Origin of the sequence: Arthrobacter sp. ISL-69, from assembly GCF_018613775.1 — a bacterium.
Lineage (GTDB): Bacteria > Actinomycetota > Actinomycetes > Actinomycetales > Micrococcaceae > Arthrobacter.
In genome coordinates this window covers 1-22491 of the sequence record NZ_JAGGPO010000021.1, presented here as the reverse complement: position 1 = coordinate 22491, position 22491 = coordinate 1, and the positions used below count along the sequence as shown (strand labels likewise).

At 66.0% G+C, this 22491-nt stretch carries 19 protein-coding genes; 7 read left to right on the top strand and 12 right to left on the bottom strand.

The window, feature by feature from the left end:
* Positions 1 to 127: 127 nt before the first annotated feature.
* Positions 128 to 1471, bottom strand: coding sequence for a cation:dicarboxylate symporter family transporter (locus J7I79_RS15805; RefSeq protein WP_214954771.1), 1344 nt, complete (start codon positions 1469 to 1471; stop codon positions 128 to 130).
* 140 nt (positions 1472 to 1611) lie between these two features.
* Between J7I79_RS15805 and J7I79_RS15800 the strand changes: the two genes are divergently transcribed.
* The gene (locus tag J7I79_RS15800; RefSeq protein WP_251042871.1) at positions 1612 to 3300 is read left to right on the top strand and encodes a sensor histidine kinase; all 1689 of its coding nucleotides are present in this window, start codon (positions 1612 to 1614) and stop codon (positions 3298 to 3300) included.
* Positions 3297 to 4007 (top strand): response regulator, encoded by a 711-nt coding sequence (locus tag J7I79_RS15795; RefSeq protein ID WP_104175451.1) that lies wholly within the window; start codon positions 3297 to 3299, stop codon positions 4005 to 4007. Before J7I79_RS15800 ends, J7I79_RS15795 begins: the two co-directional genes overlap by 4 nt.
* 41 nt (positions 4008 to 4048) lie before the next feature.
* Here J7I79_RS15795 and J7I79_RS15790 read toward each other — a convergent pair whose 3' ends face one another.
* On the bottom strand, positions 4049 to 5950 hold the full coding sequence (locus J7I79_RS15790) for an AMP-binding protein (protein ID WP_214954769.1): 1902 nt from the start codon (positions 5948 to 5950) through the stop codon (positions 4049 to 4051).
* Positions 5951 to 6125: 175 nt separating this feature from the next.
* Between J7I79_RS15790 and J7I79_RS15785 the strand changes: the two genes are divergently transcribed.
* The 4 genes from J7I79_RS15785 (at position 6126) to J7I79_RS15770 (ending at position 10408) form a co-directional block, all read left to right on the top strand.
* Positions 6126 to 6767: a GntR family transcriptional regulator gene (locus J7I79_RS15785; protein WP_214954768.1), complete on the top strand. Its 642-nt coding sequence runs from the start codon at positions 6126 to 6128 to the stop codon at positions 6765 to 6767.
* Between the two features lie 10 nt (positions 6768 to 6777).
* Positions 6778 to 8298 (top strand): MmgE/PrpD family protein, encoded by a 1521-nt coding sequence (locus J7I79_RS15780; RefSeq protein ID WP_214954766.1) that lies wholly within the window; start codon positions 6778 to 6780, stop codon positions 8296 to 8298.
* Positions 8298 to 9203, top strand: a complete 906-nt coding sequence (prpB, locus tag J7I79_RS15775; RefSeq protein ID WP_214954765.1) for a methylisocitrate lyase — start codon at positions 8298 to 8300, stop codon at positions 9201 to 9203. Before J7I79_RS15780 ends, prpB begins: the two co-directional genes overlap by 1 nt.
* 65 nt (positions 9204 to 9268) lie before the next feature.
* Positions 9269 to 10408, top strand: coding sequence for a bifunctional 2-methylcitrate synthase/citrate synthase (locus J7I79_RS15770; protein ID WP_214954763.1), 1140 nt, complete (start codon positions 9269 to 9271; stop codon positions 10406 to 10408).
* Between the two features lie 125 nt (positions 10409 to 10533).
* Here J7I79_RS15770 and J7I79_RS15765 read toward each other — a convergent pair whose 3' ends face one another.
* The 4 genes from J7I79_RS15765 to J7I79_RS15750 are packed head-to-tail and all read right to left on the bottom strand — an operon-like array spanning position 10534 to position 14584.
* Positions 10534 to 11025, bottom strand: coding sequence for an 8-oxo-dGTP diphosphatase (locus J7I79_RS15765; protein WP_214954761.1), 492 nt, complete (start codon positions 11023 to 11025; stop codon positions 10534 to 10536).
* Between the two features lie 23 nt (positions 11026 to 11048).
* On the bottom strand, positions 11049 to 12101 hold the full coding sequence (gene xerD / locus J7I79_RS15760) for a site-specific tyrosine recombinase XerD (RefSeq protein ID WP_285291467.1): 1053 nt from the start codon (positions 12099 to 12101) through the stop codon (positions 11049 to 11051).
* Positions 12101 to 12763: an NUDIX hydrolase gene (locus tag J7I79_RS15755; RefSeq protein ID WP_214954759.1), complete on the bottom strand. Its 663-nt coding sequence runs from the start codon at positions 12761 to 12763 to the stop codon at positions 12101 to 12103. Before J7I79_RS15755 ends, xerD begins: the two co-directional genes overlap by 1 nt.
* A 27-nt stretch (positions 12764 to 12790) precedes the next feature.
* On the bottom strand, positions 12791 to 14584 hold the full coding sequence (locus J7I79_RS15750) for a CTP synthase (protein WP_214954757.1): 1794 nt from the start codon (positions 14582 to 14584) through the stop codon (positions 12791 to 12793).
* A 78-nt stretch (positions 14585 to 14662) separates the two neighbouring features.
* Between J7I79_RS15750 and J7I79_RS15745 the strand changes: the two genes are divergently transcribed.
* A complete protein-coding gene (locus J7I79_RS15745) occupies positions 14663 to 15181 on the top strand; it encodes a DUF2867 domain-containing protein (protein ID WP_311380594.1) in 519 nt (172 codons plus the stop codon).
* A 23-nt stretch (positions 15182 to 15204) separates the two neighbouring features.
* Here J7I79_RS15745 and recN read toward each other — a convergent pair whose 3' ends face one another.
* Genes recN through J7I79_RS15715 form a run of 6 tightly spaced genes read right to left on the bottom strand, consistent with a single transcriptional unit; the run spans position 15205 to position 21865 of the window.
* The gene (gene recN / locus J7I79_RS15740) at positions 15205 to 16944 is read right to left on the bottom strand and encodes a DNA repair protein RecN (protein ID WP_214954753.1); all 1740 of its coding nucleotides are present in this window, start codon (positions 16942 to 16944) and stop codon (positions 15205 to 15207) included.
* Between the two features lie 3 nt (positions 16945 to 16947).
* On the bottom strand, positions 16948 to 17970 hold the full coding sequence (locus tag J7I79_RS15735) for an NAD kinase (protein WP_214954751.1): 1023 nt from the start codon (positions 17968 to 17970) through the stop codon (positions 16948 to 16950).
* A gap of 13 nt (positions 17971 to 17983) precedes the next feature.
* Positions 17984 to 18796: a TlyA family RNA methyltransferase gene (locus J7I79_RS15730; protein WP_214954749.1), complete on the bottom strand. Its 813-nt coding sequence runs from the start codon at positions 18794 to 18796 to the stop codon at positions 17984 to 17986.
* A 2-nt stretch (positions 18797 to 18798) separates the two neighbouring features.
* On the bottom strand, positions 18799 to 19059 hold the full coding sequence (locus J7I79_RS15725) for a hypothetical protein (protein ID WP_214954747.1): 261 nt from the start codon (positions 19057 to 19059) through the stop codon (positions 18799 to 18801).
* Between the two features lie 22 nt (positions 19060 to 19081).
* On the bottom strand, positions 19082 to 20074 hold the full coding sequence (locus tag J7I79_RS15720; protein ID WP_214954745.1) for an HAD-IIA family hydrolase: 993 nt from the start codon (positions 20072 to 20074) through the stop codon (positions 19082 to 19084).
* Positions 20075 to 20080: 6 nt separating this feature from the next.
* Positions 20081 to 21865, bottom strand: coding sequence for a hypothetical protein (locus tag J7I79_RS15715; protein ID WP_251042870.1), 1785 nt, complete (start codon positions 21863 to 21865; stop codon positions 20081 to 20083).
* Positions 21866 to 22491: the final 626 nt, after the last annotated feature.

Genomic DNA, 22491 nt, shown 5'->3' with positions numbered 1-22491 from the left:
CTTGACACGCGCCCTTGATTGAGCCTTTACCTTCTGGTAAAGGTCGAAGGTTGATGCCGCGGGCACGAAAAACCGCCCGTGCAGGATGACCCTGCACGGGCGGTTCGGTTCTGGCTCAGGTACCGGCTCAGGCGTTCGCGGCAACCGGCCTGGCCGGGGCTTCCGGTTCGGCGACGTGATGGCCTGCGATCATGGTCTGCTCGTCGAAGGGCTCTTCGCCGGACAGGACACGTTCCACCTGGCCGCCGTCGATCTCCTTGACCCAGGTGCCGATCAGGACCGTGGCCACCGCGTTACCGGTGAAGTTGGTCAGGGCGCGGGCCTCGGACATGAACCGGTCGATTCCGACGATCATGCCCACGCCGCCCAGCAGCTGCGGTGCATGGGCCTGGAGGCCGGCCGCCAGGGTTGCCAGGCCGGCGCCGGTGACACCGGCGGCGCCCTTGGAGGCGATGATCATGAAGACCAGCAGGGAAACCTGGGCGCCCAGGTCCAGCGGGGTGCCCATGGCGTTGGCCACGAACAGGGACGCCATGGTCAGGTAGATGGCGGTTCCGTCGAGGTTGAACGAGTAGCCCGTGGGAACCGTGACGCCGACAACCGGCTTGGAGACACCCAGGTGTTCCAGCTTGGCGATCAGGCGGGGCAGCGCAGCCTCGGAGGATGAGGTGGAGAAGATCAGCAGGTACTCCCGGGCCAGGTACTTCATGAGCCGGAAGATGTTGACCCCTGCCACAACCTGCAGCAGTCCGCCCAGGATCACGACGATGAACAGTGCACAGGTGATGTAGAAGGCGATCATGAGGGTGAACATGCTCACGATTGCCTGGAAGCCGGTGGCACCGACGACCGCCGCGATCGCACCGAAGGCGCCGACGGGAGCAAGCCACATGATCATGATGAGGATGCGGAAGACCAGTGCCTGTCCGTGCCCGATGGCTTTGAGGATGGGTGCACCCTGGGGGCCCATCTTCTGGAGGGCGAAGCCGACCAGAATGGCGGCCAGGAGTGTGGGGAGCACCGGAATGTCGCCCGGGATGATGCCAAGCAGGAAGTCGACGGTGCTGTCCGTGGCCGCCTTCTTGTTGGGATCGTACGGGGTCAGGTTAAGCCCTTCGCCCGGGTGGATGAGGTTGCCTACGACCAGGCCGATGGCCAGGGCGAAGGTGGACATCAGGATGAAGTAGCCCAGGGCCAGGCCGCCGACTTTGCCTACGGTGGCAGCCTTGGCGATGGAACCGATGCCGAGCACGATGGTGCAGAAAATGATGGGGGCGATCATCATCTTGATCAGCTTGATGAAGCCGTCGCCCAGCGGCTTCAGTGACTTGCCGACCTCCGGGAACAGCAATCCGATCACTGCACCGAGGATGACGGCGACGATGACGGCGATGTAGAGGTAGTGCGACTTGTCGAGTCCCTTGCGCTTTGCTTTCACAGGCGCGGCTGACTCTCCTCGTTGAGAAGCCATGATGTGTCTCCTTATGGATAATCTGGAAGACGTTGCGGCACATTCTCTGGGCTCTTCACGTCCGTCCGGTGTGATATCCATCATTGGGCATGGCGTGACCTGGCTCACCGTTGCGTTCATATTGGTCATGAAAGGTTGGAATGAGGCATAAGTGGAGCATCGCGCGCCGGCTGTTCGTGGCGCATTTGCTGTTCATGCTCGCGCTGACCGCAACAGTAGGGACGGCCACCTTCATTGATGCCCGGGACCATGCCTACAACGAGGCAGGACGGCGCATGTCCGGCATTGCTACGGCCATTGCCGACAATCCCCTCGTGCTGCAGGCCGCCGGCTCGGCCGACCCGTCCGCTCTGCTTCAGCCTTACGCGCTGGAAGTCATGGGCGACGCCGACGCGGATTTCATCACCATCATGGCTCCCGACCGGACCAGGTGGACCCACCCGCGGGACGAGGAAATCGGCAAGCCCTATATCGGCTCCATTGATGCCGCCTTGAACGGCCAGGTGTTCACCGAAATCACGGCCGGCACGCTGGGGCCGTCCGTACGCACCATCGCACCCGTCAAGGACGCATCGGGAAACGTGAAGGCCCTGGTGGCCGCCGGAGTGACGGTAAATACAGTGGATGTTGCCCTCGCCGGCCGGCTGCCGGCGATCCTGGCGATTGCGTTTGCGCTCCTGGTGGGAGGCTCCGTGGCGTCCTGGCTGCTGGGCCGCTACCTGCGCAATGTCACCCGGGGCTGGGGGCCCGAACAGCTCGCCCAGCTGTTCGCGTACTACGAGTCTGTCCTGCACTCCGTCCGGGAAGGGGTCATCCTCATCGATCCCAAGGGCCGTGTGGTGATGTACAACGACAAGGCCGCTGAACTCCTGGGGCTGGCCCCGCGCTCCTCGGGGGTCGACTCTGCCGACGCCGTCCTGATCAGTGACCTCCCACTGGCAACCAGCCTGAAGGACCTGTTCGAATCCGGGAGGACCGTGCTGGATGAAATCCATTTGGCCGGACCCCGGGTCCTGGTGATCAACCAGGGGCCCGCGGTGGGACCCGCATCCTCTGCCGGCCGGCAGCGCCCGGCGGTGTTTGGCACGGTCGCAACCATCCGCGACCGTACGGAGATCGAGTCCCTGGGCAGCGAACTGGAAACCATGCGCACTCTTTCCGACGCCCTGCGGGCCCAGACCCATGAGCACGCCAACCGGCTACACACAATCGTTTCGCTGATGGAACTGGGGCGGGCGGACGAAGCCCTGGATTTTGCCACCAAGGACCTGGAGCTCAGCCAGCAGCTCACCGACGAGATGGTGGGCTCCATGGAGGAACCGGTCCTGAGCGCCCTCGTCATGGGCAAGGCGGCAGAAGCGCACGAGCGCGGCGTCGAACTTGGCCTGCAGGCGAACAGTACGGCCGGGACTGCCGGCGTGGCCGTGCAGGACCTGGTGACCATCCTCGGCAACCTGCTGGACAACGCCATTGACGCTGCAGCCGATGCCCCGGCCCCCAAGTGGGTCGAATTGTCGGTGGATACGGGCGTCCGGGGCGTGGATATCACCGTGGAGGACTCCGGCCGCGGAATCGACCCCGATGCGGTGGATGACGTGTTCCGATACGGTTTCAGCACAAAGGCGCCCGGCAAGTACGGACGGGGGCTCGGCCTGGCGCTGGTGCGGCAGGCGGTCCACCGGCTCGGCGGCACCATGACCATCACGAATCCCCGCGGGGCGCATTTCCACATTCACCTCCCCGCCGCCACCGGTTCACGCACCGCCTCCGACGCCCCACCAGGCGCAGCGGCCGGCACAACAACCGGGACCACCAAGGAGCTTTTATGAGCGATATCAGAGTCCTCGTCGTTGAGGATGAACCCGTGGCAGCGGCGGCGCACGGCGCCTACGTGGGGAGGCTCAAAGGCTTTTCCCTGGCCGGTACGGCCCCCGACGGTCAATCGGCGCTGCGTCTGCTGGCAGAATTCTCGGCCGCCGGCAACCCGGTGGAGCTGGTCCTGCTGGACATGAACCTTCCCGATCTCCATGGCCTGGACATTGCCCGGCGGATGCGGGCTTCAGGACTGCTGGCCGACATTATTGCCATTACGGCCGTTCGCGAACTCAACATCGTGCGCAGCGCCGTGTCGATTGGCGTTGTCCAGTACCTCATCAAGCCGTTCACCTACGCCACGTTTGCGGACAAGCTGGCCAGCTACCAGCAGTTCCGGGAGCAGCTCGGCGCCGGCTCGGGAGGGGCCAGGTCCGGGGCCTCACAGAGCGACGTTGACCAGGCTTTCGCGAGCCTGCGGGCCCCGAGCGAGCTGCCGCTGCCTAAGGGCCTGTCTACGTCGACCCTCGACGCCGTGAAGGAGTTCATGAAGCAGCAGCAGGACGCAGTTTCGGCCACGGAGGTGATGGACGCCCTGGGGATGTCCCGCGTGACCGCCCGGCGCTACCTCGAATACCTGGCGGACGCCGGAACCGTCTCCCGGACCGCCCGGTACGGCGCGCCGGGCAGGCCGGAGAACGAGTATCGCTGGAACCGGGGCTGACGTCCGGACACTGCCGGCGGGCGCAGGGCTGATCCCGCCTGTTACTTCCGGGGGCCGGCGGGGCGAAGGGTCCCGATCAGCTGGTCGATGACCCCGGCGTCCTCAATCGTGGACGGCACCACGTACTCCTCGCCGTCGGCGATCTGCCGCATGGTCTTGCGGAGGATCTTGCCCGAACGGGTTTTGGGCAGGGCCTCCACCACTGCCACGTGCTTGAAGTCCGCAACCGCCCCGATGTCCCGGCGGACCAGCGCGATCAGGTCCTTGACCAGAATGTCCTCGGGCACGTCCACGCCCGCCTTGAGCACTACGTATCCGCTGGGCCGCTGGCCCTTCAGCGGATCCGAGAGGCCGATCACCGCGCACTCGGCCACCGCGGGGTGCTGGCCGAGGACCTGCTCCATGGCGCCGGTGGACAACCGGTGTCCCGCCACATTGATGATGTCGTCAGTGCGGCCCATCACGAAGACGTAGCCGTCCTCGTCCCGGTAACCGGAGTCACCTGTGGCATAGCTCCCCTCGAACGCCTGCAGGTAGGAGGAGACGTAGCGTTCGTCGTTGCCCCAGAGGGTGGTCAACGTACCGGGCGGCAGCGGCAGCCCAAGCACTATGTTTCCTTCAGTCCCGGCTCCGACGCCCTCCCCCAGTCCGTCGACGATGTTGAGTTTGAACCCCGGCATTGGAACGCTCGGCGATCCTGCCTTGATCGGCAGCTCTTCCAGTCCCCGTGGGTTGGCGCAGATGGCCCAGCCCGTCTCGGTCTGCCACCAGTGGTCCACCACGGGGACGCCCAGTGCCTGTGAGGCCCAGTGGAAGGTATCCGTGTCGAGCCGTTCCCCCGCTGCGAAGAGTGTCCGGAGGCTGGAGATGTCATAGTCCCCCAACAGAGTCGCGCCAGGGTCGGCCTTCCGGATGGCACGGAGCGCGGTAGGCGCGGTGAAAAGGACATTGACCTTGTGATCCTGGATCACCCGCCAGAAGGAACCAGCATCAGGCGTGCCCACCGGTTTCCCTTCGTAGAGGACAGTAGTGGCGCCGGCCAGCAGCGGGCCGTAGACGATGTAGGAGTGCCCCACCACCCAGCCGACGTCGGAAGCGGTCCACATAACGTCTCCGGGCCCGATGTCGTAGACGTTTTCCATGGTCCAGCTGAGCGCTACGGCATGGCCGCCGTTGTCCCGCACCACTCCCTTGGGAGTGCCTGTGGTTCCGGACGTGTAGAGGATGTAGAGCGGATCTGTGGCCTTGACGTCGACCGGCGCTGCCGGCACTGCGGCCGCCATCTCCGTTTCCCAGTCCAGCCAGCCGGCGTAGTCCGACGCTGCGGAGGCAAATCCATCCCGCGCCGTGACAATCACGGGGAGCCCGGGGGCTCCGGCCAGGCGGATGGCTTCCTCCACTGCGGGCAGGTACTCGATCCGTCGCGAAGGTTCGATTCCGCCGGCCGCCGTGACCAACACGGATGGCGCGGCGTCCCGAATACGGGCAGCGAGCTCCTTGGGCGCGAAACCGCCGAAGACCACAGAATGGACCGCACCAAGCCGCGCCGTTGCCAGCATGGCGATGGCGGCTTCGGGAATCATTGGCATATAGATGACCACCCGGTCCCCTTTGCCCACGCCCTGGCTGCGCAGCACACCGGCAAAGCGGGCCACCAGTCCGGTGAGCTCCGCATAACTGTAGCGGCGCCGGGTCCCGAGCATGGCGGAGTCGTATATGAGCGCATCCTGTTCGCCCCGCCCGGCTGCCACGTGGCGGTCGAGGGCGTTGTAGGAAGTGTTCAGGACGCCGTCCGGAAACCAGCTGTAAAGCGGTGCCCGGCTGGAATCCAGGGCCTGCTGCGGAGGCCTTGCCCACGAGATCTTTCCGGCCGCATCCAGCCAGAATTCATCCGGCTCCTCCAGGCTCTGTGCATAAGTGTCCTGATAACTCCTGGTAACCATGAGATGCATCCCGTCCACGACATTGTGATGACGCCCATGCTAGCCGTGCGCTGCGGGACGCACAAGACTCTTTGTATACACAGGACGGATGAAATTAGCGGAGGTGTGGCTTTTGCTGGGCAAATGAGCCTCCTGTGTATACACTGATGATCGTCAACCAATGAAGGAGGCAGTGATGCGCGCCAGCGATAAGGCCTACGCGGCCCTCCGCGACGACATCATCGAATGGCGCCTCCTGCCCGGAACGGTGCTCGCGGAAGTGGAGCAGTCGGCACGGCTCGGCATCTCGCGCACTCCCCTTCGGGAGGCCCTGAGCCGGCTTACCGCAGAAGGCCTGACAACGACGGCGGGAAGCCGCGGCGTCGTCGTCACCGATATTTCGCTGGAGGACATCGACGAACTGTTCGAACTGCGCGAAACCCTCGAAGGAAAGGCGGCGGCGCTGGCCGCCGAGCGCGGCGACGCCGCGACCTTCGAGCAACTCCGTCTCGAACTGCTACAGGCCCCGGCACTGATCAACGGCAACGACCCCGCCCGCCACGCCTACTACGAGCTCGTGGGCCGGCTCGACGCTGCCATCGATGCGGCAATATCCAACGCCTACCTCGCCCAGGCGATGCGCAGCCTGCGGGTGCACCTGGTCCGTGTCCGCAGGCTGGCCGCCGACGACGCGCAGCGGCTCACGGCCGCAGCCGCCGAGCATGCCGCCATTGCAGAAGCGATCGCCGCACGTAATCCACGCCTGGCCCAGGCTGCCACCACTCTTCACCTGCACCGAAGTCTTTCCCACGTCAAAGTTGCGCATACACCTCACTAAAAGGAGCACCATGGTCAAGGAACACCACGTCCGCGTTTACAAGAGCGAGGAAAACCTGCCGCGCGAGGACCAGCTCGCCTACAAGATCGCGAAGGTCGCGGCCGATCCTGTCGCCGTTTCCGACGAGGTCACCGACATGGTGATCAACCGCGTGATCGACAACGCCTCGGTGGCCATCGCCTCCTTGAACCGCGCGCCCATCGTTGCAGCGCGCGCCCAGGCACTGACGCACGGACCCACCACCGGCGGCCAGGGATCCAAGGTCTTCGGCATCGAGGAGCGGGTATCCCCTGAGTGGGCAGCCTGGGCCAACGGCGTCGCTGTCCGCGAGCTCGACTACCACGACACCTTCCTGGCAGCGGACTACTCCCACCCGGGCGACAACATCCCGCCCCTCCTGGCCGTCGCCCAGCACGTCGGCTCCAGCGGAGCGGACCTGGTCCGCGGCATCGCCACCGGCTACGAAATCCAGGTGAACCTGGTCAAGGCCATCTGCCTGCACAAGCACAAGATCGACCACGTGGCCCACCTCGGCCCGTCCGCCGCCGCCGGCATCGGCACCCTGCTGGGCCTCGATGTGGAGACCATCTTCCAGTCCGTAGGCCAGGCGCTGCACACCACCACCGCAACCCGCCAGTCCCGCAAGGGCGAGATCTCCACCTGGAAGGCCCACGCCCCGGCCTTCGCCGGGAAGATGGCCGTCGAGGCTGTGGACCGCTCCATGCGCGGCCAGACCTCCCCTGTTCCGATCTACGAAGGTGAAGATGGCGTCATCGCCTGGATGCTGGACGGACCCGACGCGTCCTACATGGTGCCGCTGCCCACGCCCGGCGAGGCCAAGCGTGCCATCCTGGACACCTACACGAAGGAACACTCCGCCGAGTACCAGGCGCAGGCGTGGATCGACCTGGCGCGGAAGCTCCACGGCGAACACCCCGAGGTGACCGACCCCGCCAACGTGAAGTCGGTGCTGATCAAAACCAGCCACCACACCCACTACGTGATCGGCTCGGGCGCGAACGACCCGCAGAAGTACAGCCCCACGGCCAGCCGCGAGACGCTGGACCACTCGATCCCGTACATCTTCACGGTCGCACTGCAGGACGGCGCCTGGCACCATGTGGACTCTTACGCTCCGGAACGCGCAGCCCGGCCGGACACCGTTGAGCTGTGGCACAAGGTCACCACGGTCGAGGACCCGGAATGGACCCGCCGCTATCACTCCCTGGACATCGCAGAAAAGGCCTTCGGCGGTTCCGTGGAGATCACGCTCAACGACGGCACGGTCATCACTGACGAGATCGCCGTTGCCGACGCCCACCCGCTCGGTGCCAGGCCGTTCGCCCGGGAACAGTACGTCGACAAATTCCGGACACTTGCCGCGGGGCTGGTGGCGGAAGAGGAGATCGAACGGTTCCTCGCCGCCGCAGCCCGGCTCCCGGAACTGGCCGCCGGCGAGCTGGACCAGCTCAACATCACGGCAGCCGACGGCGTCATCGACCTCGCAGCAGCACCGAAGGGACTCTTCTGATGCTGTACTCGAAGGTCACTCCGGAACAGAAGCGGATCCGGTTCCGCGAGCTCCTGGCGTCCGGGACCATCCAGCAGTTCCCCGGCGCGTTCAACCCGCTCTCGGCCCGGCTGATCGAGGAGAAAGGCTTCGCCGGTGTCTACATTTCCGGCGCGGTCCTGGCCAACGACCTCGGCCTGCCGGACATCGGCCTGACCACGCTCACCGAGGTGGCAACCCGGGCCGGGCAGATCGCCCGGATGACCGACCTGCCCTCCATCGTGGACGCCGACACCGGCTTCGGCGAGCCCATGAACGTTGCCCGCAGCGTCCAGGAACTCGAAAACGCCGGCCTGGCCGGCTGCCACATCGAGGACCAGTTCAACCCCAAACGGTGCGGCCACCTCGACGGCAAGAACGTGGTGGACCTGGACACCGCCGCCAAGCGCATCCGCGCCGCGGCGGATGCCCGGCGCGACCCCAACTTCCTGATCATGGCCCGGACGGATATCCGCGCCACGGACGGGCTGGAAGCGGCACAGGAGCGCGCCAAGGCACTCGTCGAGGCCGGGGCGGACGCCATCTTCCCGGAGGCCATGAAGGATCTCAGCGAATTCCAAGCCATCCGTGATGCAGTGGATGTACCGATCCTGGCCAACATGACCGAGTTCGGCAAGAGCGATCTGTTCACGGTCGACCAGCTCCAGGGCGTCGGCGTCAACATGGTCATCTATCCGGTCACGCTGCTCCGTAGTGCCATGGGCGCCGCGGAGCGTACTCTGGAATCGATCAGGTCCGACGGCACCCAGGAGGCACAGGTAGAGAGCATGCTGACCCGTGCGCGGCTGTACGACCTTGTGGATTACGAAGCCTACAACCGCTTTGACACTGGAGTCTTCAATTTCAAGATTCCAGGTACCCACTGACCCCAACCATCCCGGACTTCCGGCTTCGGCCGGCCCACAGGCACAAGGAACGAAGGAGTTTCAGCATGGCTGAAAATGAGATCAAAAAGGGCCTCGCCGGCGTCGTGGTGGACTACACCGCGGTGTCCAAGGTCAATTCAGACACGAACTCGCTGCTCTACCGCGGCTACCCCGTCCAGGAACTGGCCGCCAGGTGCAGCTTCGAGGAAGTGGCCTACCTGCTCTGGAACGGCGAACTGCCCACGCCGGAGCAGCTAGCCGAGTTCACGGCAAAGGAACGCGCCGGACGCGCCCTGGATCCGGTGGTCAAACAGGTGATCGACGCCCTGCCCACCACCTCCCACCCGATGGATGTCTGCCGGACAGCAGCATCGGTCATGGGCGCACGGCACCCACTCGCCGAGGACTCCTCGCGCGAAGCCAACCTGGCCAAGGCCATGGATCTGTTCGCCGCGATGCCCGCCGTCGTGGCCTACGACCAGCGCCGCCGCCACGGCCAGGACCTGGTTGAGCCCCGCGATGACCTGGGGTACGACGCCAATTTCCTCTGGATGACGTTCGGCGAGGAGGCCGTCCCCGAAGTGGTCGACGCCTTTAATGTCTCCATGATTTTGTACGCGGAGCACTCCTTCAACGCTTCCACGTTCACGGCCCGCGTGATCACGTCCACCCTGTCGGACCTGCATTCGGCCGTGACCGGCGCCATTGGCGCTCTTAAGGGAACGCTCCACGGCGGCGCCAACGAAGCCGTGATGCACACCTTCGACGAGATCGGCATCCGGCCGGAGGAATCCCTGGAGGACGCCGCCGCCCGGGCGAAGGCGTGGATGGAGGATGCCCTGGCCCAGAAGAAGAAGGTCATGGGTTTCGGCCACCGTGTCTACAAGCACGGCGACTCGCGCGTCCCCACCATGAAAGCCGCGCTGGACAAGATGATCGCCCACTACGGCCGTCCGGAACTCCTGGGCCTCTACAACGGGCTGGAGACCGCCATGGACGAGGCCAAGGGAATCAAGCCGAACCTCGACTACCCCACCGGCCCCACGTACCACCTCATGGGCTTCGACACTGATACCTTCACTCCCCTGTTCGTTGCCAGCCGCATCACCGGCTGGACCGCGCACATCATGGAACAGCTCGATGCCAACTCACTCATCCGTCCGTTGAGCGAGTACAACGGCGAGGACGAACGGCACCTTTCGTAAAACTGTTTTCGGCAAGCACAGCACGTTCGACGGCAGGCCGGTCACCTTCACAGGTGGCCGGCCCGCCGTCGTAATGCGTCGCTGTTCACCACATCCAGGAACCTCACCCCGGGAGCAGCGGCCGGTTAGAGATTGCGCAAAACACTCACCGAAGACGCCACCGTTTCGTTGTCGGGGTTGAGTGTGACCACGATGTCCACTGTGCCGCCTTCCAGGACCGGCGGTAGCCAGTGGTCGGCGTCCTGCCACATGCGCTCCACCGGCAGAGCGAGCACATCAAACCACTTGGGCGCGATCTCAAGGCTTTCGGACGGCTCCCCCTGCCAGCGGCGGGTTGTGAACAGGGTGGTATGCATATTCCATTCGGGGCGGGCGGGAAATACGAATTCCACGACGCCGGCAGGGCGCAGGTCCCGCTCCAGCACCGTCACCCCGGCCTCTTCCTGGACTTCCCGGCAGGCGGCTTCGGCGTGGCTCTCCCCCGGCTCCACATGACCGCCCAGCCCAACGATCTTGCCACGGCCGAATCCGGTCTTCTTGAGGCCGAGCAGGACCTCTGTTCCACCGTCTCGACGATCGCGGAGCAGGAAACAGAGGGTGACGGGGGTCGAGGTCATGGCAACCAGACTAACCCGGGATTTCAGCCAAGCGCCCGCGGGTGGGCCGCGGCGTAAATCTCGCGCAGGGTATCGGCCGTGACCAGCGTGTAGACCTGCGTGGTTGTGACCGAGGCGTGTCCCAGGAGCTCCTGGACCACCCGGACATCCGCCCCGCCTTCCAGCAGGTGCGTGGCAAAGGAGTGGCGGAGGGTGTGGGGGGAAACGTCCTTGGTGATGCTGGCCTTGTCCGCCGCGGCTTTGAGGATGGTCCAGGCGCTTTGCCTGCTGATGCGCCCGCCGCGGGCGTTCAGGAACAGCGCCGGCGTGCCCTTGCCCTTGGCGGCGAGCAGCGGCCGTCCGCGCACCAGGTAGGCGTCAAGGGCACGTGCGCCGTAGGAACCAAGGGGCACCAGGCGTTCCTTGGACCCCTTGCCGAACAGCCTGACGATCGCCGGGCCGGCCTGGTCCGGCTGCAGCGAAATATCGTCGACGTCCAGGCCCACCGCCTCGCTGATGCGTGCGCCGGTGGAGTAGAGGAATTCGAGCAGGGCCCGGTCCCTCAGGCCTGTTGCCGTGTCCGTGCCGGCCGCTTCGAGGATCCGGGTGACCTCGTCGACGCTGATTGCCCTGGGCAGCCGCTTGCCGGGCATCGGCGGGTGGACATCGCTGGCGGGATCCGCCGTCGTGATTCCTTCCAGAGCCCAGAACTTGTGCAGGCCGCGGACCGCCACCACGGTCCTTGCAGCGGACCTGACGCCGAGGGCTGTCCCGCCGTCGGAGCCGTCGGAGAGTGCCTGCACGAACCCGGTGACGTGCCGGCGGGTGACCTCGCCGGGGCGCTCAGGGCCGCACGCGGCGAGGTAGTTTGCGTAGCGGGCCAGGTCCCGGCGGTAGGCGGAGAGCGTGTTCGCTGCGAGCCCGCGCTCCACGCCCATGTGCTGGAGATAGTCGTTGACGGCGCGGTCAATGGCATTGCGCGGCCGGTCAGGCTGGGTGTGCGCAGGTGCGGCTATCGAAGCCGGGGCAACGGGACGTTCCGCCAGTGTGTTCTCGGCACCGGTACGTTCCGGCGCGGGAGTGACGGTGCTGCCCATCAACGCTGGCTAGGATGGGCGGGCCAGGGGGCGTTTGCCGGACGCAGATGCTCGAAGCCGTCGGCACGGGCAGCCGCCGCGGCAAGAATTCCGACGACGGCGGACGGGTTGTGCAGCCTGCCCGCCAGGACGGCCGCCACCGCTTCGTCCAAAGGCGTCCAGTGCAGTTCGATCTCGGCTTCCTCATCCGTGCGGACGTGGAGTTCGTGACCGGGCACGTCGCTCAGACCCCGGGCCAGGTAAATACGGATCGCCTCACTGGAGGATCCCGGTGAGTTGAAGAAGTCCGCCAGCACGTTCCAGGTCCCGGCCACCAGGTCCGCTTCCTCAGCAAGCTCGCGAGCGGCGCCCACTACGAAGTCCTCGCCCTCGACGTCCAGCAGCCCGGCCGGGATCTCCCACAGGTCCATGCCCACGGGATGCCGGTACTGCTTCATCAGGAGCACCTCGCCGGCGTCATTCATCGGCAGGACGGCCACCGCCCCCGGGTGGTCGATGTAGTCACGGACCAGTTCGTCGCCGTGTTCACTGAGCTGGAAGCTGTCGCTGACAACGTCCCAGATGCGTCCTTCGTACACCTTCCGGGACGACAAAAGACGGCGCGGGCTCGGCGCATCCGAAACCTGCCGTGCAGCATTGGGGGTTTCAGGCATACCGGGCATCGCGCCGTCCTTTGATTTAGTTGGTGTTTACTTGGCCGAGACCTTGCGGGCAGTGCCGCCGGTCTCAGCCGGTGTTTCCGCACTGGTTGTTGCCGCACCCTTGGCGGCGGGAAGGACGTCCCCGCCCTTCTGGTGGTCCAGGGCGGCCTTGACCAGGCCCGCGAACAGCGGGTGCGGCCGGGTGGGCCGGGAGCTGAGCTCCGGGTGCGCCTGGGTGGCCACATAGTACGGGTGGACTTCACGGGGAAGCTCCACGTACTCCACGAGCTTGCCATCCGGGGATGTTCCGGAGAACACGAGGCCCTTCGACGCGATCTGGTCACGGTACTTGTTGTTGACTTCGTAGCGGTGACGGTGCCGTTCGCTGACGGTGGTCTTGCCGTAGGTCTCGGCGATCACGGAACCTTCGTCGAGCTTGGCTTCGTAGAGGCCAAGGCGCATGGTGCCGCCAAGGTCGCCCTTGCCGTCGACGATGTCCAGCTGCTCTTCCATAGTGGCGATAACCGGGTACTTGGAGTCCGGTTCGAATTCGCTGGACGATGCGCCTTCGAGTCCCACCACGTTCCGGGCGTACTCAATGACCATGCACTGCAGGCCCAGGCACAGGCCCAGGACCGGCAGCTTGGTTTCGCGGGCGAACTTCAGCGCGCCAAGTTTGCCTTCGAGGCCGCGGATGCCGAACCCGCCGGGCACGCAGATGGCGTCAACGCCGAAGAGTGAGTTGACCGCTCCCTCGTGGGTTTCGCACTCGTCCGACGGGACCCAGCGGATCTTGACCTTGGTGTCGTTGGCGAACCCGCCGGCACGCAGGGCCTCAGTGACCGACAGGTAGGCGTCCGGCAGGTCGATGTACTTGCCGACCAGGGCGACTTCAACCTCGTGCTTGGGGTTGTGGACCGCTTCGAGCAACTTGTCCCAGCTGGTCCAGTCAACATCCTTGAACGGAAGATCAAGGGCACGGACGATGTAGGAATCCAGGCCCTGCGTGTGCAGGGTCTTCGGGATGTCGTAGATGCTCGGGGCATCCGGGCAGCCGATGACAGCGTCGATGTCGACGTCGCACATGCGGCCGATCTTGTCGCGCATCGGCTGCGGGACTTCGCGGTCCGAACGGATCACGATCGCCTCCGGCTGGATGCCGATGGAGCGCAAGGCGGCAACGGAGTGCTGCGTCGGCTTGGTCTTCAGTTCCTGCGACGGGCCAATGTACGGCACGAGGGAGACGTGCAGGAAGAAGACATTTCCGCGGCCGATGTCCTGGCGCACCTGGCGGGCGGATTCTAGGAACGGCTGCGACTCGATGTCGCCTACGGTGCCGCCGATCTCGGTGATGATGACGTCCGGGGCGTTCTTGCCCTCGGCGGGCAGGCGCATGCGGCGCTTGATTTCATCGGTGATGTGAGGAATGACCTGGACGGTGTCGCCGAGGTACTCACCGCGGCGTTCCTTGGCGATGACCGTGGAGTAGACCTGGCCGGTGGTCACATTGGCCGAGCCCTCGAGGTTCTCATCGAGGAAGCGCTCGTAGTGGCCGACGTCGAGGTCCGTTTCGGCACCGTCGTCAGTCACGAAGACTTCGCCGTGCTGGAAGGGGTTCATCGTGCCCGGATCCACGTTCAGGTAAGGATCGAGCTTTTGCATAGTTACAGACAAACCGCGTGCCCGCAGCAGGTGTCCGAGGCTCGAAGCCGTCAGTCCCTTGCCTAGCGAGGACGCCACACCGCCGGTGACGAAGATGTGTTTGGTCGTCTTGGACGAGCCCGGGAACCGGGAATTTACACGGGAATTTGATCGCTGCACCACGGAATTCGAGCCTATCATCAATTGAGCCTTCCACGGGTCGAAAATCGGATTCCCCAAATGCTTCAGTCTCCCGTGCCGTCCCCCTACGATCAAGGGGTGACCACCGAGGATCTGTCCGGCGAAACCCCGGAACACCCGCAGGACCTGGCCCGGGCGGGCCCCCGCCCCGTCTTCAGGTCCCTCGCGCTCGACTCAATCCCGGTCCCGGACTATGCCGATGTGATTGTTGTCCCAGTACCGGCAGGGTGCCCTTCCGATCCGCGGGTCTGGGCGGAGACGCTCTTCTCGCCGACGTCAATGCCGGCATGGGTGACGGCCCTGATGGGCCTGCGCCAGGCCTTGGTGGGCCTGGTCGGAATCAACAGGACCCCGCAGGGTGTCTTCGCCGTCTCGGATGTCCGCGGCGAGGAGGCGCTCATCAGCGCCGACGACAAGCACCTGGACTTCCGCTGCGGGGTGGCGTTCGACGCCGGAGCCCGGCTCCTTCGGGTCACCACCACGGTGCGGCTCAAGGGCTGGCGGGGCCGGCTGTACTTCGCGCCGGTCCGCGTGCTGCACCCCGTGGTGGTGCACGCGATGATGGTCCGGGCGGCGGGCCGCCTGCAGCATCCCTAGGCCGCGCCTCCCACTTCCCGCCCTCAGGCCCGCTGGGGCAGCAGCTTGGCGTCGTCCAGGAGCTCCTGGGCGTGCGCCTGGGCTGTCTCGGAATCCTCCTGGCCGGCAAGCATCCGGGCGAGCTCCTTGACCCTTTCGGGGCCATCGAGCAGCCGCACGTCGCTGGAGGTGAACCCGGTGGCGGTGCCGCCGTCGGCCCCCCTGACCGATGTTTTGGTGACGGTGATGTGCTGGTCCGCGAACGCCGCGACCTGAGGCAGGTGCGTGACCACCAGGACCTGCACATGCTGAGCCAGCATGGCCAGCCGGCGGCCGATCTCGACGGCGGCCCGTCCGCCCACTCCGGCGTCCACTTCGTCGAACACGAAGGTGGGCACCGGATCCACTGCGGCGAGCACCACCTCGATGGCCAGCATCACGCGGGACAGTTCACCGCCGGAGGCGCCCTTGCCCAGCGGACGGGCCGGCGCACCGGAGTGTGGCTGGAGCAGGAACGAGATCTCGTCCGCGCCGTACGGCATCAGCTGGGCGGCGGGCTCGATGGTGATCACCAGGGTCGCGTCGGCCATGGCCAGCGCCTTCAGTTCGGCGCTGACCCGTGCGGAGAGATCCTTGGCGGCCTTGCCACGGACCTTGCTGATGGCGGCGGCCTGCTTCTTCAGTTCCGCCTCGGTCCGGGCGACCTCCGCGTCCAGCGCCTCGATCCGGGTGGAGTCGTCCTGCAGTTCGTCGAACCGGACGCGAGCGTTCTCCGCCCACACCAGGACCTCGTCGATGCTTGGGGCATACTTGCGGACCAGCTTGGCCAGGGCGGCGCGCCGGTCCTCGATTTCCGCCAGCCGCTCCGGACCCTCTGAGTCCAGCCCTGCCTGGTAGCTCGCCAGTTCCGTGGCGATGTCGTTCAGCAGGAAGCCCACCTCGGCCAGGCGGGCAGCTGCCGCGCCGAGTTCGGCGTCGTGCTCAGCCACATGTTCCAGGGTCCGCTTAGCAGAGTCCACCAAGGTGGTGGCGTCGCCCTCATCACCGTAGTCCTCCGCGATGAGCGCCTGGTGCGCGGTGTTTGCCGCAATCCTGAGTTCTTCGACGTTGGCCAGTTTCACGGCCTCCGCCTTGAGCGACTCGTCCTCGCCCGGCTGCGGGTCCACCTCATCGATTTCAGCCAGCGCGATCTCCAGCGACTCTGCTTCCCGCAACCTGTCCCGTGCTGCGCCCCGCAGCGTGTCCAGCTCCGCCTGGCTGGCTTTCCAGTGGCTGAACAGGGCCTGGTATGTACCCAGCGGGCCTGCCAGGGTGTCGCCGGCAAACTTGTCCAGGGCACCGCGCTGGGCAAGCGCCCCCTTCAGCCTGATCTGGTCCGACTGGCCATGGACCACCACCAGGCTTTCGCCGATCTCAGCAAGGACCCCCACGGGGGCGGCGCGGCCGCCAAGGTACGCACGGCTGCGTCCATCCGCACCTAGGCGGCGGGCAAGGATCAGTTCAGCGCCGCCGTCGAACTCCTCCACCTCCGCACCCGCTTCCAGCGCGCGTACGACGGCCACGTGTCCGGCGTCGAGTTTGAGCACGGCCTCCGCGGAGGCGCTTTTCGCGCCGCTCCGCACAGCGCCCGCATCCGACCGGGCACCCAAAAGGAGTCCGACGGCGGTGACCACCATGGTCTTGCCGGCACCGGTCTCACCGGTCACCACGCTGAGGCCCGGGCCGAGCGGGAGGGTTGCGTCGGTGATGACGCCGAGGTCGCGGATTCTCAGTTCTTCAAGCATGGTTCACTTCGCAGTCGTCGGATCAGTCTCGGACGTCCCGGCGGGCCGGGGACCCGTAGGCGGCATCATGGGCCTGGGGGTACGGATGATGGGTACGGGCCCGGTATGGACGGACTCTGCCTGCGGCATGGGCCCGCGCCAGCCGTGGATGGGGAGCTGGAATTTACGGACCAGCCTCGCCGAAAACGGTGTCTGGTGCGTCCGCGCCAGCCTGACCGGCGTGGCCGAGCGGGTCACTTCGACGCGGGCGCCCGGCGGGAGGTCCACCGAACGGCGGCCGTCACACCACAGGACACCCTGGGCATCGGTCCGGTTCAGGACCTCCACGGCCAGCCGGGAACGGGGCGAGACCACCAGCGGCTTGGCGAACAGCGCGTGGGCGCTGATGGGAACGATCACCAGGGCTTCGACTTCCGGCCACACCACCGGGCCGCCGGCGGAGAAGGCATAGGCGGTTGAACCGGTGGGCGTTGCCATCACCACGCCGTCGCAGCCGAATGACGAAAGCGGGCGCTCATCGACTTCGGTGACCACCTCGAGCATCCGTTCGCGGTTGCCCTTCTCGATGGCGGCCTCGTTCAGGGCCCACGTGTGCCAGATTTTCTGTCCCCTGACCCAGACCTGGACATCGATGGTCATCCGTTCTTCCACGGTGTAGTCGCGGCTCGCGATCCATTCGACGGTCTGGGCAAGGTCGGCCCGTTCGCTTTCAGCGAGGAAACCCACATGCCCAAGGTTGACGCCCAGAAGAGGCACGTCCACTTCCCTGACGAGTTCGGCGGCGCGGAGGATGGTGCCGTCCCCGCCGAGGACCATGACCAGTTCGACGTCGGGCAGCTGGATATGGTCGTGGAGGATCTCCACGGGGTCTTCGAGCCTGCCGAAAAGCGCCTCCATGTCCTCGAGCTCGGATTTTTGCATCACAGGGACAATGCCTGAGGCATGCAGCTGGATGCACGCCTCCCAGGCAGCCTTCAATGATTCCTCGCGGCCGGTGTGGGCAAGGACCAGTACACGCCTGCTCATCGGGTTCCGCTTTCTAGTGGTTCGGCCAGATTGTTCCGAGCAACGCAGCAACGGCTGCGTCCCGCTCTTCGATCTTAGGCAAGACTGTGGTGATCCTGCGCTTTATCCACAGGAAGTATTCGACGTTTCCGTCCTGGCCCGGCAGCGGGCTTGCCGCGAGGCCGTGCAGATCGAGTCCGGCGTCCAGCGCCGCATTGGCGACTTTCTCCACCGCCATCCGGCGTTCGCGCTCGGAATTCACCACGCCGGTGCGGCCCAGGCGGTCCTTGCCGATCTCAAACTGCGGCTTCACCATCAGCACCAGGTCGCCGCCGGGATGCGTGCATGCCGCGAGCGGCTCCAGGACCAGGGTCAGCGAGATGAACGACAGGTCTGCGACGGTCAGCGCGGCCGGGCCGCCGATTTCATCCGGCGTCATGTAGCGCACGTTGAGGCCTTCGTGCACCGACACGCGTGCGTCGTTCCTGAGCTGGGGAACCAGCTGGCCATGCCCGACGTCGACAGCGACCACGTGTTCCGCGCCGCGCCTAAGCAGGACTTCCGTGAAGCCGCCGGTGGAGGCACCGGCGTCCAGGCAGCGTTTTCCTTCCGCGGTGATTTCCGGGAAGGCGTCCAATGCCCCGGCCAGTTTGTGGCCGGCCCGGCTGACGTAGGTGTCCTGACCGTCGTCGGCGATGTCCAGGGGTGTGAGGTCGTCCACCTGGGTGGAGGCTTTTGCGAAAACGGTGCCGTCCGAGCTGACTTTGCCTTCGGCAATCAGTCGCGCGGCATGGGTGCGTGATCTCGCCAGTCCCCGGGTGACGAGCATTTGGTCCAGCCTGGCCATCCTCAGTCGTCACCCGCAGCCGACGGGTCGTCTTCGTTCAGGGCGTCCAGCAGTGCATCGTGTAGTGCCGAATAGGCCTCCGCGTGCCCGCCAACGGGCAGCTCCGGAATGTCGGCCAGGCGGCCCAGCACAGCGGCAACTGTGGCGTCCTGGAGTGCGCCCGTGTTGTGGCCGGCCGGCTCGCCGTTGCCAGTCGGAGCTGCAGGCCAGCTGACCCCAGCCCGATCTGAGTCCGTTTCCGGAAAATTGTTCGGCTCGGTCATATTCCCAGTCTAGTGAGTCGGCTTAGTGCGTCAGCCAGTCGACGGCCGGCGCCAGAGGAGCGGCTGCCTGCGGATTGGCTGTCCACCACGCCGAGCAGGCCGCACGCCACGAGTCCAGGTCCCCCGGAACTCCGCTGATGTGGACTGCTTCCCCCCGTACGACGGCGGAGGCCGCACCGCAACGGAACGTGCCGCCGTCGTGCTCCTCTACAACGGGGTACGGGCGGTACAGATCGCTGAGGTCATTGATGAGGTAGTCAGGCCGCTCGGCCGTGCGGGCGGCGAGAATCGACTCTCGGGTGTCGACGCCGGTGAGCACCGCCACGGTGGCGAACCCGGCGTTGTTCCCGCCGAGGATGTCGGTGTCCAGCCTGTCGCCGACAACGAGCGGCCGCTCGGAATTGAGCCTCTTGGCGGCGGTGCGGAACAGCGGGGCCTCGGGTTTTCCGGCAACCAGCGGCCGCTGCCCGGTGGCCGCCGCCACGGCAGCCACCAGCGTTCCGTTGCCCGGAGCGATGCCGCGGGCCTGCGGGATGGACATGTCCGTGTTGGTGGCCACCCAGAGGGCGCCGCCGGCAATGACGTACGAGGCTTCGGCGAGGTCTTTCCAGCCGATCTCAGGATTGAAACCCTGGACCACGGCCACCGGATTTTCCTTTGCGCTGTGAACCGGGGTCAGCCCCACCAGCTCCACCTCGTGCGCCAACGCCGGGCTGCCTGTTACCAGCACCCGGGCCCCTGCAGGGAGGAGCCCGGCCAGCAGCTCGCCGGCGGCCTGCGACGAACTGACAACCTGTTCGTCTTCAGCGGGAGCGCCAAGATCTCGCAGGTGCGCCGCCACTTGCGCGGGTGTCCGGGAGGCGTTGTTGGTCACGTAGCCAAGCCCTACGTCGATTCCGGCCAGGTGGCGGAGTGCCTCCACGGCACCCGGAATCGCGTGGGGGCCGGCATAGACAACACCGTCGAGGTCCGACAGCAGGGCATCGAACCTTGAGATCAATGAATCAGCGCTCATGCGCGGCTATTCCTTCTGGCTGTCCGACTGTGCGGAATCCGTATCGCCGGCACCGGGGGCGCCTTCGTCGGTACCTGCTTCGTCGGTGCCGGCTTCATCGGTGCTGGCTTCATCGGTGCTGCGGGCCTCGAACTCGTCTTCCTCCACGGAGTCCTCGTCCGATTCAGCGTCGTCGGACTCAAAGTAATCGGACTCGGCATCGTCGGAACCTTCATCGAGAGCGGCGGCGTCGGACGCGGCGGCCTCGACAACGGCTGCCTGAGTTGCGTCCTGAACGGCCGCGGAGGGGGCGGGAGCGCTGTCAGCCTTCTGCTCGGCGAGCAGGCGGCGCCGTGCTTCCTCCTCGCGGGCTTCCTCTTCCTCGTCCCAGCCAAGGTCGATGATGTCGGGTTCCTCGTCGCCTCCGAGACCGAGCGCATTCTCCGCAACAACGGCCTGGCGCTGCCACTTCCCGGCTTCCTGTTCGCGGCCTGCAGCTGTAAGGGCATCCGCGTAGGCGCGGAAGAGACGCGGGCTGTAGGAGAAGGCGCGGTTGATGTCCAGCTGGGCGATTTCCAGTTCGGCCACGGCAGCATCCAGCTGGCCAAGGTCCGTGCGGGCACCGGCGGCCACGATGGCTAACTCAACCTTGCCGGGTGCGTCGAGGTCGTTGGCTTCCTCGGAGCGTGCGACGTCGAGGGCGCGGTCGGGACGGCCCAGGCCCCGCTCGCAGTCGGCCATGACAGGCAGGTGCACGTTGGAGCCGCTGATCCGGCGGTACGTGCGGAATTCCCGCAGGGCTTCGCCGTAGTGGCCCGCGGCGTAGGCGGTCAGGCCTACGGCTTCGCGGACTGCAGACAGTCGTCCGCCACGGCGGCTGGCAGCAAGGGCGTGCTGGAACGCGAGTTCCGGTTCTTCGTCGATGAGGCGTCCGGCCATTACCAGGTGGCGCGCAACCCACTCCGCGCTCTTGGCTTCGAGGGTCTTGATCTCGTGTTTGGTAGCGCGGTCCAGCTCCTGGCCCGTGACGTCATCGTCGATCTCGGGAGAACGCTCACGGTCAGGACGATTGGCGCTGCGCAGGTCGCGCGCGTTCGGGACACGGGTGGGACGGTCCTCGGGACGGTCGCGGCCGAACTCGCGGGGACCTGATTCGCCACGGTCAAAGCTCCGGGGGGCGCGTTCCCGGCGGTCACCGAAAGGCTTGCGGTTGTCACCGCCGCCAAAGGTGCGCCGTTCGCCGTCGCCTTCACGGCGCGGACGGTCACCGTACGGCTTGCGGTCGCGGTCCCCCGCACCAAAGCTGCGACGCTCTGCTCCGCCCTCACGGGACGGGCGGTCACCGAACGGCTTACGATCCCGGTCTCCCGCACCAAACGGTTTACGGTCACGGTCGCCGCCACCCTCACGGGACGGACGCTCACCAAACGGCTTACGATCCCGATCCCCCGCACCAAACGGCTTACGGTCACGGTCGCCCGCACCAAACGGCTTACGATCCCGGTCACCGGCACCAAACGGCTTACGATCCCGGTCACCGGCACCAAACGGCTTACGATCCCGATCCCCCGCACCAAACGGCTTACGGTCACGATCGCCGCCACCCTCACGGGACGGACGCTCACCAAACGGCTTACGATCCCCTGTCCCCTCGCGCGACGGACGCTCGCCACGGTCATCCTTGGCGCGGAATCCGCGGGGATCGCCACCTGAATTATTTGATGCCCGGAACGGGCCGCCACCTGAAGGCCGCCCGCCTCCGTAACTGCCGCGATCTTTGCCGCTTCGATTTCCGCCGTTGTGCTCAGCCATGTTGGATTCCTCCTGTTGTGAGCCGACCACTGGCGCAATCGCAGCCGCTCTTATCCGTGTTTCGTTTTCCTACGCAACCCGAAATAAAGCGCTTCCAAGTCCGTACATCTCATGCAATTCTAGGCGAGTCGCCGCTCACGAACTAACCGTCCCGGCCCCGCAAGGCACTCTCGTGTCAAGCCTCACAAGGCCAACGAATCCAGCTCAGTAGCGAGCCGGTTCTTCCTTCGGTCTGGTGCACGAAACCTGGGGACACTGGACCGAGGCGCGCGCCAGTGCAATGGAGGAACGGGTTCCCGGATCCCAGCTAAATCTCAGGGCGACGCTCTCTCACTTTTCACGGGAAAATCCCGGATGCCCGCTCACTTTTCGCGGGAGAATCGCGGACGCTCTCTCGGTTTCCGTTGAATGACGACGGCGGTGTGGGGCTTGGCTGCCCGGCCGGCCTGTGCAGGGAGTGAGAGCGGGTTGGGGTTTTCGGTGCAGGATGTGGGAGAGGGTTGGGGTTTTCGGTGCAGGATGTGGGAGAGGGTTGCCCGATAGGGTGCAGGATGTGGGAGGGGGTCCTGGCTGTTCGGGTTTTTGGTGGTGGGCCGGTGTGGGGGTGGGCCGGTGTGGGGGTGGTT